This is a genomic window from Pseudomonas sp. R76 (assembly GCF_009834565.1).
In the GTDB taxonomy this organism is placed as follows: domain Bacteria; phylum Pseudomonadota; class Gammaproteobacteria; order Pseudomonadales; family Pseudomonadaceae; genus Aquipseudomonas.
On record NZ_CP019428.1, the window covers coordinates 6,743,514 to 6,757,665 of the forward strand.

The 14,152-nt window shown below is 63.3% G+C and carries 13 protein-coding genes; 8 read left to right on the forward strand and 5 right to left on the reverse strand.

Annotated elements, in window-relative coordinates; translation table 11 throughout:
- Window positions 1-31 precede the first annotated feature (31 nt).
- Genes PspR76_RS30630 through hflK (PspR76_RS30645) form a run of 4 tightly spaced genes read right to left on the reverse strand, consistent with a single transcriptional unit; the run spans window position 32 to window position 5,876 of the window.
- Window positions 32-1,918, reverse strand: a complete 1,887-nt coding sequence (locus tag PspR76_RS30630) for a cation-translocating P-type ATPase (protein ID WP_159961200.1) — start codon at window positions 1,916-1,918, stop codon at window positions 32-34.
- Window positions 1,915-2,949, reverse strand: coding sequence for a protease modulator HflK (gene hflK / locus PspR76_RS30635; protein ID WP_159961202.1), 1,035 nt, complete (start codon window positions 2,947-2,949; stop codon window positions 1,915-1,917). Before hflK (PspR76_RS30635) ends, PspR76_RS30630 begins: the two co-directional genes overlap by 4 nt.
- Complete coding sequence (hflC, locus tag PspR76_RS30640; protein ID WP_371317670.1) at window positions 2,946-3,941, reverse strand: protease modulator HflC; 996 nt, start codon at window positions 3,939-3,941, stop codon at window positions 2,946-2,948. Before hflC ends, hflK (PspR76_RS30635) begins: the two co-directional genes overlap by 4 nt.
- Window positions 3,942-3,950: 9 nt before the next feature.
- The gene (hflK, locus tag PspR76_RS30645) at window positions 3,951-5,876 is read right to left on the reverse strand and encodes a protease modulator HflK (RefSeq protein WP_159961206.1); all 1,926 of its coding nucleotides are present in this window, start codon (window positions 5,874-5,876) and stop codon (window positions 3,951-3,953) included.
- A 305-nt stretch (window positions 5,877-6,181) separates the two neighbouring features.
- On the opposite strand from hflK (PspR76_RS30645), the gene PspR76_RS30650 reads away from it, so the two are divergent.
- The 7 genes from PspR76_RS30650 (at window position 6,182) to PspR76_RS30680 (ending at window position 12,557) form a co-directional block, all read left to right on the forward strand.
- Window positions 6,182-6,799, forward strand: a complete 618-nt coding sequence (locus PspR76_RS30650) for a CDP-alcohol phosphatidyltransferase family protein (protein ID WP_159961208.1) — start codon at window positions 6,182-6,184, stop codon at window positions 6,797-6,799.
- Window positions 6,800-6,809: 10 nt separating this feature from the next.
- A complete protein-coding gene (locus tag PspR76_RS30655; protein ID WP_159961210.1) occupies window positions 6,810-8,564 on the forward strand; it encodes a bifunctional alpha/beta hydrolase/class I SAM-dependent methyltransferase in 1,755 nt (584 codons plus the stop codon).
- A gap of 2 nt (window positions 8,565-8,566) precedes the next feature.
- Window positions 8,567-9,865, forward strand: a complete 1,299-nt coding sequence (locus tag PspR76_RS30660) for a phosphatase PAP2/dual specificity phosphatase family protein (protein ID WP_159961212.1) — start codon at window positions 8,567-8,569, stop codon at window positions 9,863-9,865.
- Complete coding sequence (locus PspR76_RS30665; RefSeq protein WP_159961214.1) at window positions 9,855-10,298, forward strand: hypothetical protein; 444 nt, start codon at window positions 9,855-9,857, stop codon at window positions 10,296-10,298. The genes PspR76_RS30660 and PspR76_RS30665 overlap by 11 nt, the downstream gene beginning before the upstream one ends.
- 9 nt (window positions 10,299-10,307) lie before the next feature.
- Window positions 10,308-10,928, forward strand: coding sequence for a lysophospholipid acyltransferase family protein (locus tag PspR76_RS30670; RefSeq protein ID WP_159961216.1), 621 nt, complete (start codon window positions 10,308-10,310; stop codon window positions 10,926-10,928).
- A 1-nt stretch (window position 10,929) separates the two neighbouring features.
- A complete protein-coding gene (locus PspR76_RS30675; RefSeq protein ID WP_159961218.1) occupies window positions 10,930-11,862 on the forward strand; it encodes a phosphatidate cytidylyltransferase in 933 nt (310 codons plus the stop codon).
- A gap of 494 nt (window positions 11,863-12,356) precedes the next feature.
- A complete protein-coding gene (locus PspR76_RS30680) occupies window positions 12,357-12,557 on the forward strand; it encodes a DUF3077 domain-containing protein (RefSeq protein WP_159961219.1) in 201 nt (66 codons plus the stop codon).
- 280 nt (window positions 12,558-12,837) lie between these two features.
- Here the strand turns inward: PspR76_RS30680 and PspR76_RS30685 are convergent, their stop codons facing one another.
- The gene (locus PspR76_RS30685; RefSeq protein ID WP_016978705.1) at window positions 12,838-13,320 is read right to left on the reverse strand and encodes an Lrp/AsnC family transcriptional regulator; all 483 of its coding nucleotides are present in this window, start codon (window positions 13,318-13,320) and stop codon (window positions 12,838-12,840) included.
- A 128-nt stretch (window positions 13,321-13,448) separates the two neighbouring features.
- Between PspR76_RS30685 and PspR76_RS30690 the strand changes: the two genes are divergently transcribed.
- A complete protein-coding gene (locus PspR76_RS30690) occupies window positions 13,449-14,078 on the forward strand; it encodes a LysE family translocator (protein WP_159961220.1) in 630 nt (209 codons plus the stop codon).
- The last annotated feature ends 74 nt before the right edge of the window (window positions 14,079-14,152 follow it).

The window sequence follows — 14,152 nt, forward strand, 5'->3', positions numbered from 1 at the left end:
CGTTACAGCTGTGTGCAAATATTTCTGAAAATTATTCTTCGAGCTTCAAAAGCGGCTCCTGAAAGCGCAGCAAACGCCCGGCGTTGCCCAGTACCAGCAAGGTGCTGAGGTTATGCAACACCGCCGCAATCATCGCGCCAGCCGCGCCCAGCCAGCCAAATGCGGCGAACACCACGATGGCCAGCGTCCAGCCCAAGCCGATGATCACGTTGACCTGCAACGTGCGTCGGCACTGGCGGCTCAAGCGCACACAGGTGCCCAGGCGGCGCAGGTCGCTGCCGATCAACACCACGTCCGCAGACGCGAGTGCGATGTCCGCCCCGCCCGCGCCCATCGCCACGCCCACCACGCCCGCCTTGAGCGCCAGCGAGTCGTTGATGCCATCGCCCACCACCATCGGCCGGAAACCACTGCCGATTTCCCCCAGCACACGGTTGAGTTTGTCTTCCGGTAAGGCCTGGGCTTCGACATCGCTGATGCCCACGTCCAATGCCAGGCTGTCGGCAACGCTTTGGCGGTCGCCGGTCAACAGCAACTGGCGACCCAGGCCCAGGTCACGTAGCTCTTGGAGTGCCTGGCGTGCCTCAGGCTTGACGCTGTCGGCGAGCAACAGCCAGGCGAGGAATTGCCCGTTCAATGCCAGACCGGCAATCGGACCATCGTGGTTCGGCACCTCAGTGGTCACGATGCCCAATTGCTCGAACAACTCCGGGCGCCCCAAGGCCGCTTCGCCCTGCTCGGTCCGCGCTACAACACCCAGGCCCTGGCGTTCGCGAATATCCGTGAGCACCAGCATCTGTTCCTGCGTCGCCAAGCCCGCCAACGCGCGGCTGACCGGGTGGCTGCTGGCCGAGCCAAGGCTGGCCGCCAGGTTCAGCAACACCTGCCGATCGGGTGCTGTGGTCTCGATGGACTGCAGACGCAACGTGCCAAAGGTCAACGTACCGGTCTTGTCGACCACCAACGAAGTCAGGTCGGCCAGTTCCTCAAGAAACGCCGAGCTGCGAATCAAGATCCCGTGCCGCGCCGCCACCGCAATCCCGGCAATCGCCGTGGCCGGTGCCGACAGCACCAACGCACACGGGCACGCCGCCACCAGCACGGCCAACATCGCCTGGGCGTCATTGGTCACAAACCAGGTCACCGCCGCCAGCAACAACACCAGCACCATATAGCTGCCGGCATAACGCTCCAGCAGCCGCGTGATCGGCGGCTTGGAACGCTCGGCGTTCTGCATCAGCGCGATGACTTTGCCCAAGGTCGATTCATGACCCGTGCGCGTCACTTCAAGGCGCAGCAAGCCATCCAGGTTGATCGCGCCACCAAACACCTGCACGCCGACGCTGGCCTCCAACGGCACCGACTCGCCAGTGATCGGCGCCGTGTCCAGGCTCGCCTGGCCCGACAGCACCACGCCATCGGCGGGCACGCGGTCACCGGCGCGCACTTCGACGATATCGCCGGTGTTCAGCGTGCCGTTATCCACTTCAACAATGCTGCCGTCAGCCTGCACCAGCCGCGCATGGCTGCGGGTGAGTTTGCCCAAAGCATGAATCGCTTCCTGGGAACCAATCACGCTGCGCTCTTCCAGCACGTGGCCGAAAATCATGATGATCGGCAGCAACGCAGCGGTCATCAGATCGCCCGTAGCCCACGCGCCAATCATCGCCAGGGCGATCAATTGGTCGGTGATGCCATGCAGGCTCGGGTAACGCAGGCTGTACCAGGCCGAGCGCATCACCGGCACGGCGACCAGCAAGGACGCGACGCCGAGCAGCAGTTGGCTCACGCCGTTCTGGTCCGGCGCCAGCCAGCGCCACACCAGGCCCAATACCAGTAAGCCCAGGGCCAACATGGCCAAGGTCAATTGCCGGGCAGCACTGCGCTGTTCGGCGGAAGTCAGCATAGGCGCGCTCATTGTTCGGCTCCCTGGATGATCAAGCGGGAGTCGTCTTTAGGATCGACCGTGGTCACGGAGCCGGCCTGGCCGAGAATCTTCGGCATCCGCTCGCGGTACAGACGCAGCAACAAACCTGGGTCTTTGACTTGGGCCAGGCTGGCGACAGTGGCGGTTTGCGCCTGGGCATTGGCCAGGCGTTCGCTGGCCTGGGCGTGGGCGACTTGCACCAGCCGGTCAGCCTCTTGGTTGGCGGTCTGGGTGAGTTTTTCTGCGTCGGTACGCGCATTCGCCACGGCTTTATCGGCTTGCTGACTGGCGGTCAGCACGGCATTGAACGCATTCACCGCCGGGCCCGGCAGGCTCGACTGCACATCGACACGCGTCACTTCGATGCCCAGCCCCAAACCGGTGGAGGCCAATTCCGTCAGGCGCTTGTTGATGCCTTGCACCAAGTCGCCACGCAACCGCTCACGACGCTCGGCGGCGCCGTTGTCGCTGCCGATCAATTCGGGGCGCGCCACCAGAATCGTGTCCAGGTCGCGCGCGGCCGTCAGCGCCACCGCGCTGCGCGTCACCAAGCGATCCAGCGCCGGCAGCACGTGTTCGCCTTGCAACACATACGCGTAGGGCTCGGTGACCTTATAGAACACCCGCACATCCAACTGCACCACGCCGGCATCGCCGGTCAGCAGGTAACCGGAACCCGCCAGAGCATCGCTCAATGGCGTGGCAAAACTGGCCACGCGGTCGGCCTGGATCGCCGTGTCGGAGCGCAACAGGTTCTCCACCCGACGCTCTATCACTCGGTCGGCGGCCGGCAACAACACCACCTGCTCGAACGGCTGCGGCCACGCCAATAACAGCCCGGCGTTCTGAATGCGGTCGAGGGCGCCGAAGTGCAGCACCACGGCACGGTTCTGCGGGTCGATCTGGCGCACGTTGGAAAATGCCCAGGCCAACGCCGCCAACACGGTCACCGCGTACAGCGCCAGGAAGGTCAGGCGCCCGGCCTGAATCCACGGGCTGTCCGGGCTGTCACGCATCGTCATGGTTGAACATCCTTCGGCCCGTCCACCAGCGCACGAAACGGCGCGGCGTCGGTGCGCAGGATGATTTTGGTGCCCGGCGTCACCACCGTGCCCAAGGTGTCCAGCGAGCGCAGCAAGTTGTACAGCTGCGGATTACCGGCGTAGGCGCGGCCATAAATCTGCGCCGCTTCAACCCGCGACTGCGCTTCGATATCGGCGGCTTTCACCGTGGCGTCGGCCTGCACGATGCGCGCATCGCGTTCGGCGGCCGAGCGAATCTGCGCCGCTTCACGCTTGCCCACGGCGGTGCGTTCGGTGGCGATGGTTTCGCGCTCGGCGCGCATGCGGTCGACGGTGGCCGTGAGGGTTACCGACGGCAAGGTCAGGCGCTCGACACCGACTTGCGCCACGCGCACGCCATAAGTGGTGAGCAATTGTTGATCAATCTGCTGGCGCAACTGCGCCTCGAAATCGGCGATGCGCACTTGGCTGGCGTCGGTGTTGATCAAACTGGACAGGTCAAAGCTGGCCGCGGTGGTTTCCAGCGCCGAGCCGACGAAGGTGCGAATTTGCCGCGCCGCTTCATCCGGCTGGTTCTGCACCGCACGCATAAAGCGCTGCACATTGTCGGCATCGCCCTGCACCTGCCACGCCACATAGGCCTGCACGATAATCCGCAGGCCATCGCGGGTGCCCACATCCTGCAAACCGCTGGAGGTGGTGCGCAGGCGCAGGTCCACCGGAATCGCCGCTTCGAACGGTGCCGGCCAGCGCCAGCCCAGGCCGGGCTCCAACAGCACCCGCGATGGGTTGCCGAACCGCGTAATCACCGTGGCTTCGCCGGAACGCACCTGCACCAGGCTGGCAGCCGCCACGGCAAACAGCACCAGCAACACCGCCCAGGCCATGCGCCGCCAAGGAAATGGGCCAGCGGCTTGTTCATCACCGTGATGGTGATGGTGGTGGCCGTGAGGGTGGTGATGACCGTGATCGTGAGAATGAGCGCTCAACAGACAGACTCCTTATTGAACGGCTTTACGCGGCGCCATCGGGTCGGCCGGCAAAGTAAAAGAACGCAGATCGATCGTCGGCGCGCCATCGGCGCCCAGGCGGTGATCCAGAATAAGCAGCTTGGCGTGGGCCAGGCCTTGGCTGAGTTGACCGAGGTACTGTTCCAGCACGAAGGCCTGGCCTGCAGCGGCGTAGGCTTTTTGTTCGGCGCTGAACCTCAGGTCGGCCGCCTGGGCACCGGCCTGCACTTCACGCGCAGTGGCCAAGGCCTGGTCGCGGGCGGTGCTGGCTTGCAGCAAGGCCAGGTTGGTCTGTTCGCTGGCGGCGCCGCGCTCGCGGGAGATCAGCGCCTGGGCCCCAATCTGCGCCGCCTGCACCGCGTGGTAGGCATTGGCGGCGCCGGCCGGTGGATGAATCGCTTCCACCACCGTGGCCAGAATTTCCACGCCACTGTCGAGTTTTTGCAGGTCCGCCTGCACCGAACGGCCGATTTCGTCGGCCAGCTGGGTGCGTTGCTCGCCGAGCAATTCATCCAGCGTGCGCGAGGCAAAGTCGTGAACCAGAATGCGGCTGGCGGTGCTGCGGATCAGGGTCGGCACATCGGCGCTGTTATAGGTGGCGGCAAGCGCGGCCTTATCCGTCAGGCCGATGCGGTAGACAAAGCGCACGTCCATATTGACGATCTGGAAGCTCTGTTTGTCGCCACTGCTGCTGGCAATCACCTGGGCCTTGTCATTCACATGGCTGGCGTCCCACAAGCGGTTGGCAATCGTCGGCGCCGGGCCTTCAGCAGAAGCCAGCTCCGGTGCGGCAGCTTCGCTGACGCTGGTGGCCAGTTCATGCACCACACCGTTTTCCACGTTGATGACGCGGCCCAACGGCCAGGGCAACCCGGCATGCAAGCCAGGGCCGAACACTTCCACCGGTTTGCCGAAGCGCTCATAAATCCCACGGCCTTGCAGGGGCACTTCGTGCACGCCGGTCAGCGCCCAGCCGACCGCCAGCACCACCAGCAGCACCGGCAAGAACGCTCGACGCATGTAGGTAAAGGCCCAGATCTGGCGCAGGTCGATGCCAAAGCGGTTGTGCAACTCGTGCTGCAACGCCAGCAACGGCTGGGGCGGCCAGCGCAACAGCCCGGCCATAAAGCTCTGCGCCATCAAACGCGGTTCGAGGCGTGGCTGGCGAGGGCTGAACAGCGAAAGGAGCGCCCGCAGCAAAAACTCCACTGCGACCAGCCCCGGCAGCAGGCCGATCAATACGGCCAGGCGCAATGGCCACACCGACTCCCCACCGGCAAACAGCAGGCAAATCGCGCTGACCACCAGGCAGGCAATCGCCACCCGACTCAACTGCGCCAGCTGCGCGGCTTCCGGCCATTGGGCCGCCGTTTCCTGCGCCAGGCGGCGTTCGAACACCAGTAAACCAAAGGCCAACGCCAACCCAAGCGCAGCGCCGATACTCGCCGACTGCCCCACCGGCGCGGCGGGCAACGCCAGGTTCCAGAACTCGATGATGCTGACCAACGCCAGCAACGACCAGCCACTCAGCCACAGCACCGGCGCGCCAACCTGCGCAAGCAGGCCGCTACCGAAACGCCCGAGCAGGCGCGTGTACCCGCCGGTGTCTTCAACCGGCAGTTCGATCACTTCAGCCGTCGGCGCTTCCAGCGCCTGGGCGCGCCAATCGGCGACCCACCACGCCGATTGCAACCCGGCCACCAGCACCAGCAAGGCCGACGCGCAGTTGATCAACACCACCGGCCAGATCGACAGCGGCGCAAACAGGGCGACAAACAGCGCCAGCACCCAACCGCAAACAGCCAGGGCCGTCAGGCTGATGCCGGCCTGGCGTAATCGACGGGCATGAAACAGCCCCTGCTGAAAACGCGGCAGGCTTTCCACCGAAGCGCCGTCAGCTTCTAGATCCACTTGCATCCGCTCAACGCCCGCTTGTACACAATTCGTTACGATATAACACGCAGCGTGAAATTTTTGTTCAAAAACAACACAAAACCCCCTGTGGGAGCGGGCTTGCTCGCGAATGCGGTGGGTCAGCCAGCTCATTTGTAACTGACCCACCGCATTCGCGAGCAAGCCCGCTCCCACATTTACTCTTCGGCGCCTGCAAGAGCGTGACTAAACCCCCAGAAACACGAGCCATCACTGGTGCAGGCACGGATTAATCGGCACACTCCAACACAGTTTTTCGCGGGTCCACGGACAAGGAAGCGTCATCCCCCATGATTTCGATCTATCAGCTCAAGCCGCGTTTTCAAAACCTGCTGCGCCCCCTTGTGCAGCGCCTCTACGACAACGGCACCACCGCCAACCAGATCACCGTGCTGGCCGGCGTGGTTTCCCTGCTGGTCGGCCTGCTGATCGCCTGCTTTGCCCAATACCTGTGGCTGTTTGCGCTGATCCCGCTGTGGATGATCCTGCGCATGGGGCTCAATGCCATCGACGGCATGCTCGCCCGGGAATTCGGCCAGCAGTCGCGCCTGGGCGCCTACCTCAATGAACTGTGCGATGTGATCGCCGACAGCGCGCTGATCCTGCCCTTCGCACTGATCCCTGGTGTGAGCCTGGCGCCGGTGCTGCTGGTGGCATTGCTGGCGGTGTTCAGCGAATACGCCGGTGTGCTCGGGCCGATGGTGGGTGCATCGCGGCGCTACGACGGGCCGATGGGCAAGAGTGATCGCGCCTTTGTACTCGGCGTGTTGGCCACCGGCGTGGCGCTGGGCTGGCTCGGCGCGGGCTGGGTCGACACGGTGATGTGGCCGGTCGCCGCCCTGCTCGCCTACACCTTGGTCAACCGTGTGCGCCAGGGTCTTAAAGAAACGACTTCCCCTTCTGCATAAGGAATTTGCGATGCGCGAACAGCAAGAGCACACCTTCAGTACCCATGATGGCGTCGAGCTTTTCTACCGGCACTGGCCGGCCACCGCCCCGCTTGGCGATGAGCCGCGCAAGGCGATCCTGCTGTTCCATCGCGGCCACGAGCATTCGGGGCGCATTGCCCACTTGGTCGATGAACTCAACCTGCCGCAGTTCGACTTCTTCGCCTGGGACGCCCGTGGCCACGGCCAGTCGCCCGGCGCGCGCGGCGACAGCCCCAGCTTCGCCACCAGCGCCCGCGACGTGCAAACCTTCCGCGACCACATCGGCGACACCTACGGCATCGAAGAACAAAACTGCGCGGTGATTGCCCAGAGCGTCGGCGCGGTGATCGCAGCCACGTGGGTGCACGATTACGCACCGAAAATCCGCGCGCTGGTGCTCGCCTCGCCGGCGTTCAAGGTCAAGCTCTACGTGCCGTTCGCGCGGCCGGGCCTGGCGCTGATGCGCAGGTTTCGCGGCAACTTTTTCGTCAACAGTTACGTCAAGGCCAAGTTCCTCAGCCATGATCCTGAGCGCGTGGCGTCCTACGACAGCGACCCGCTGATCACCAAGGCGATTTCGGTGAATGTGCTGCTCGGCCTGTACGAAGCTGCCGACCGCGTCGTCGCCGATGCCCAGGCGATCCAGGTGCCGACGCAACTGCTGATCTCCGGCTCCGACTTCGTGGTACACCGCAAACCCCAGCAGCAATTCTTCGACCGCCTCGGCAGCCTGAAAAAAGAACTGCACATCCTGCCCGGCTTCTTCCACGACACCCTCGGTGAACGCGACCGCGCCGTGGCAGTGAGCAGCGCCAAGCGCTTTATCCTGCAGAACTTCGCCCAGCCGTTGGACCGTGCCTCGCTGCTGGACGCCGACAAACTGGGCGCCACCTGCGCCGAGTCCGAGTCCCTCGCTGCACCGCTACCGCGCAACTCGTTGCGCGACCTGTACTGGCGCATGACCCGCGCGAGCATGGGCCTGGGCAAGAACCTCTCGGACGGGGTGAAACTGGGCTTCGACACCGGCTTCGACTCCGGCAGCACCCTCGATTACGTGTACCGCAACAAGCCCACCGGCAAGGGCGGGTTGGGGCGGATGATCGACACCAACTACCTCAACTCCATCGGCTGGCGCGGCATTCGTCAGCGCAAGCTGAACGTCGAAGAACTGCTGCGCCTGGCCATGGCCAAGTTGCGCAGTGATGATCGCGAAGTGCGCATCGTCGACATCGCGGCGGGCCACGGCCGCTACATTCTCGAGGCCTTGCAGGGCGTGTCACCACTGCCGGAATCGATCCTGCTGCGCGACTACAGCGACATCAACGTGCGCGACGGTGGCGCGCTGATTCGCGAAAAAGGCCTGGGGGATATCGCCCAGTTCGTCAAAGGTGATGCGTTTGATCGCGCGGACCTGGCGGCGCTGGAGCCCAAGCCGACGTTGGCGGTGGTGTCCGGGTTGTATGAGCTGTTTGCTGATAACGGCATGGTTGGCAGCTCGTTGGCCGGTCTCGCCGAAGCCGTGGAGCCCGGCGGTTACCTGGTTTACACCGGCCAGCCGTGGCACCCGCAGCTGGAGCTGATCGCCCGCGCACTGACCAGCCACCGCCAGGGCCAGGCCTGGGTGATGCGCCGTCGCAGCCAGGCGGAAATGGATCAACTCGTCGAGGCCGCAGGCTTTCGCAAGATCACTCAGCGTGTGGACGAATGGGGCATTTTCACTGTGTCTCTGGCACAGAAGATCTGAGCATGCGCGAACCCGGCCTATTGAAACCAGCGGTCCTCTGGCTGCTGCTGTTGGCGCCGCTGTTTTTCAGCACCTACGGCTTTGCCACGTGGGTCACCAGCCAGCGCAGCGACGTCGGCACGCTGGTGTTCGGCTGGGAAACCCATATGCCGTTCTGGGCCTGGACCATCGTGCCCTACTGGTCCATCGACCTGCTTTACGGCTTCTCACTGCTGCTGCCCAACAGCCGACAAGAACTGAAACAACACGCCCTGCGCCTGCTGACGGCACAAGTGATTGCCGTGAGCTGCTTCCTGATCTGGCCGCTGCGCTTCACCTTCGAGCGGCCGGAGCTGGACGGCGTGTTCGGCTGGCTGTTTGCCGTGCTGGCGGGTTTCGACAAACCGTTCAACCAGGCGCCGTCGCTGCACATCGCGCTGCTGGTGATCCTGTGGGTCATGTACCAGCGCCACACCCAAGGCTTCTGGCGCTGGGTGGTGCACGGGTGGTTCGCGCTGATCGGTATTTCGGTGCTGACCACTTATCAACATCACTTTATCGACTTACCCACAGGCGCGCTCGCCGGCTGGCTGTGCGTATGGCTGTGGCCGCTGGAACACCCGAGCCCGCTGTTGAATGTGCGGCTTACGCGGGACCGAAAACGCTGGCGGCTGGGCGTGCGCTACGGCCTGGGCGCGGTGGCCTTGGTGATTCTCGCGCTGGCTCTCGGTGGCTGGTGGCTGTGGTTGCTGTGGCCGGCGGTTTCCCTGGGGTTAATCAAGGCCAATTACTTCGTGCTGGGCGCGCCGGGCTTTCAAAAACGCGCCGATGGCACGCTGACGCCCGCCGCGCGCTGGCTGTACGCGCCCTACTTGGCGGCGGCGTGGCTCAACTCACGCCTGTGGACACGCAAGCATCCACAGCCGGACCTGATTGTGGATAACGTTTGGCTTGGGCGAATTCCCACGACGGATGAGCAAGGTTCATTCACGGCCATCGTCGATCTCTGCGCCGAATTGCCGATTAATCCACTGGGCCGTGGGTATGCATGCGTCCCCGTGCTGGACCTGATCGCGCCGACACCCGCCGAATGCCTGCACGCCGCGCACGCTATTGAACGCTTGCGCGCAAACGGACCTTTACTGGTGTGTTGCGCCCTCGGCTACTCGCGCAGCGCTACCGCCGTCGCCGCCTGGCTGCTGCACAGCGGGCGCGCGGCTACGGTCGATGCGGCACTGGCTATTATTCGTACAGCGCGGGCCCATGTGGTCCTGCACCCTGCTCACCGTGAAGCGTTGGAGGCCTTAGCCCATGCCCGCTGATATGGAACTCCAAGTGGTCGCCAGCCTGCTGCGTCGCGGCCGCTCGCTGGATCAGTTATCCACAGGCCTGACGCTGCTCGGCGTGTTATTCGGCCTGGCTCAACTGCTGATGGCGAGCATTTCGCCGATCTGCCTGCTGCTCAGCCTGTGGATGATTATCCTCGGGCTGCTGCAAAAGTACTGGGCGCTGCGCGTCGCCTTCGATGCCGACCTGTTCGCCCTGCTCGCCCGCGACACCGACCGCACCCCGGACCTTGACCAGGCCCTGCAAAGCCTTGGCCTGCAGTCGGCCAAACGGGCTGGCCGGCCGTGGACCGAACGTCGTCGCGGCGCCCTCAAACTGCTGCGCAAGCAAGCCTGGCTGTTGGGCGCGCAAGTGCTGCTGACCCTGGCCGTGATCCTCGCCAGCCCTTGGCTACCTTTCGCCGGATAAGGAATCCCCATGTTCGAACCCGTGGTTGCCACCCTGATCACTTCAATGGCCCGCACCGTCACCGGCGCCCGCAGCCTGTGGCTGGGTTGTGCGCCGGTGCCGGTGCAACGCATCTATTTCGCCAACCACAGCAGCCACGGCGACTTCGTGCTGGTGTGGGCGTCGCTGCCGCAAAACCTGCGCAAATTCACGCGCCCGGTGGCCGGCAGCGATTACTGGAACAAAAGCGCGCTGCGTCGCTACATCATCAACCGCGTGTTCAACGGCGTGCTGATTGATCGCGAACGCAAAGACCCTGTGGATAACCCATTGCAGCCCATGCTCGCGGCGCTGGAGGGTGGCGACTCGCTGATCATCTTCCCCGAAGGCACGCGCAATCTCGAAGACGGCCTGCTGCCGTTCAAAAGCGGCCTGTATCACCTGGCAAAAAGTTACCCACAAGCCGAACTGATCCCGGTGTGGATCGCCAACCTCAACCGGGTCATGCCCAAGGGCCGCGTACTGCCGCTGCCTTTGTTGTGCACCACTAGCTTCGGCGCGCCGCTGCAATTGGAAGACGGCGAAGACAAAGCCGCCTTCCTCGCCCGCACCCGCGACGCCCTGCTCGCCCTCGCCCCGGAGCATGTCTGACATGGATAGCCAAACCCTGATGTTGTTCGGCGGCATCGGCGCCATCCTGGTGCTCGCCTCGCTGATCGGCCTGATCCTCAAGCTGCGCACCCGTGGCACGCCGAATGCGGTGATCGACAACCTCAACGCGCGCATCAACGCCTGGTGGGTGATGGTGGTGGTGATCGGCATCGCCTTCTGGCTCGGCACCGGCGCGGTGATCCTGCTGTTCTACGCGGTGTCGTTCTACGCCCTGCGCGAGTTCCTGACCCTTACGCCGACCCGCCGCAGCGACTACCCGGCGCTGGTGGCCGCGTTCTACCTGGCGCTGCCGCTGCAATACCTGCTGATCTATTCCGACTGGTATGGGCTGTTCTCGATCTTTATCCCGGTGTACGTGTTCCTGCTGCTGCCGATCCTCGCCTCGCTGGGCGGCGACAGCACGCACTTCCTGGAGCGCGCATCGAAGGTGCAATGGGGCCTGATGATCGCGGTGTTCTGCGTGTCCTTCGTCCCGGCCCTGCTGACCCTCGACATCCCCGGCTACGAAGGCCGCAACCTCTTGCTGATCGCCTACCTGGTGATCGTGGTGCAGCTGTCGGACGTGCTGCAGTACGTGTGCGGCAAGCTGTTCGGTAAACACAAGATCGCCCCCAACCTGTCGCCGTCAAAAACCGTCGAAGGCTTTGTTGGCGGGATGCTGCTGTCATCCCTGATCGGCGCGGCGCTGTGGTGGACCACGCCGTTCAACCCGTGGCAGTCGTTCTTGATCGCGTTGCTGATCAACCTGCTCGGGTTCGCTGGCGGCATTGTGATGTCGGCCATCAAGCGGGACCGGGGCGTGAAGGACTGGGGCCACATGATCGAAGGCCACGGCGGGATGCTGGACCGGCTGGATTCGGTGTGTTTTGCCGCGCCGATTTTCTTCCACCTTGTTCGCTACTGGTGGACCTGAGAAATACCACCTCAAGCTCAACGCGGATCAACTGTGGGAGCTGGCTTGCCTGCGATAGCGGCGGGTCAGCAACCCATCTGTTGACTGATACACCGCCATCGCAGGCAAGCCAGCTCCCACAGTTGTTTTGCGGTGTTTTCGAGAGTGCGGCAAAGTCTGAAACCGCCGCTCCTACTTCCCGCGTCTCTTTCTTTCGCAGGACATTTCCGAGAGAATCCCAGCCGCTTGTGCCCTGCCTTTTCGGTGGCTAGTCTGCGTTCGTCACTGCCAATTCAGTGACCGGGTTTAGCAGCTCGAACGTTCAACATTGGGCGCACAAGCGCCATCTCAAGCATGGCGTTTTTTTATGCCAACGCTTTATGGTGGCTGTGCGCAGGGCACCTTCGGGTGCGCCGGGTTCCCAATGTTCCGGCCTGCTAACCTGCGTACAGCTGCCACCCATTGTTTAGCAGCGATGGCTGTCGGCTCCAATTACCTACATTGGAGTTACCGTAATGAGCAAAGTAAAACCCGGTCCGCCGCATCCCCTCTTCATCCCCCACCCCGAACTCAGCTTCGAAGACGCACTGGTCTATGCCTCAGACTTGCTTCACTGTGCCGAAGCACTGCACGGCTCACCCAAAGCCGCCGCACACCTGATGGAAATGGCCAAAGTCATGGTGGACCGTTCACTGGAATGTATGAGCCCCCAGTAACACGCGTTCAGGGCTGATGAAAATCCAAATGTGGGAGCTGGCTTGCCTGCGATAGCGGCGGGTCAGCAACCCATCTGTTGACTGATACACCGCCATCGCAGGCAAGCCAGCTCCCACAGTTATTTGACGATCGTTCCCACGCTCTGCGTGGGAATGCATCCTGTGACGCTCCGCGTCACGGCTTTCTGAGTGGACGCAGAGCGTCCTCGGCGGCATTCCCACGCGGAGCGTGGGAACGATCAGCCAGCTCCCACACTGGTTTTGTGGGGTTTTGAAGTGCTCAGCCCGGCAAATGCCCCAGCGGCAAGGCGCCTGGGGTTTTCACGGTCTGGATCGCGAAGTTGCTGCGGATGTCCCTCACCCCCGGCAGCTTTAACAGGCTGCCGGTGACAAACCGCTCATACCCACGCAAATCCGGCACCACCACCTGCAGCAGAAAATCCGACTCGCCCGACACCAGAAATGCCGAGATCACCTCGGGCAGTGCGGTCACCGCCTCGCGAAAGGCATTGGCTTCGGTGTCGTTATGCCGCTCAACCTTCACGCCGACGAACACCATCATGCCCAAGCCCACTTCATCGCGGTCCAGCGTCGCCTGGTAGCCGCGAATCACCCCGGCTTCTTCCAACAGGCGCACGCGGCGCAAACACGGTGAGGCAGACAGGCCGATCTCATCCGCCAGTTGCACATTGCTCAGGCGACCGTCGCGTTGTAGCGCTTCAAGAATCTTGCGGTCAAAGGCATCAAGTTTGAGATTTGGCATAAGTGAAGGGTCACTGGCTTGGTTTGTGGCAGAGAATGCCAAGACTAGACGCTTTTCTGGCTGACTACGCAAGCACCTGCCCTGCCCTTGCATCCTAGAATTGGCCAACCAATCTAGGGGGGTTGAACATGACGGAACTCTGGTTATTTCTGGTGGCGCTTTCGGTCGCGTATCTACTGCCGGGGCCGGACATGATCCTGTTGCTGCAAACCGGCGCGCGCCAAGGCAAGGCGTTGGCGCTGACCACGGCCATCGGCTTGGGGCTCGCCCGGGCCTGCCATGTGGCGCTGGCAGGCATGGGCCTGGCGACGTTGTTCAAGGTGGCGCCATGGACGTTCGATGTGGTGCGCCTGGGCGGCGCGGCCTATCTGTTATGGCTGGGCGTGCAGTGTCTGCGCGCGAATATGTTGCCTTCGCTTGAGGCAAACCACGGCGCCCCACCAGCACATGCCTGGCGCGCAGCCTTACAACGCGGCCTGCTGACGAATCTTCTCAACCCCAAGGCCTTGTTGTTCTGCTCGGTGCTGCTGCCGCAGTTCATCAACCCGCAGGCGGGCCCGGTGGCGGCGCAGTTTGCGTTGCTGGGGGTGATTCTGGTGGGTGTGGGCTTTGCCTTCGACTGTTGCTACGCCCTGGCCGGCGCACGCATCGGCCACTGGCTGGCGCGCAATCGCTCGGCGCAGCGTCTGCAGCAATGGTTATTCGGCAGTCTTTTGATCGGTTTTGCGGTACGCCTCACCTTTGTGCAACACGCCTGAGCGTGTGCGGTGTATCCACGTCATCTTTTGTATCAAAGACGCGTGTAAGATACGCCGCACTTAGCCAGGGATGC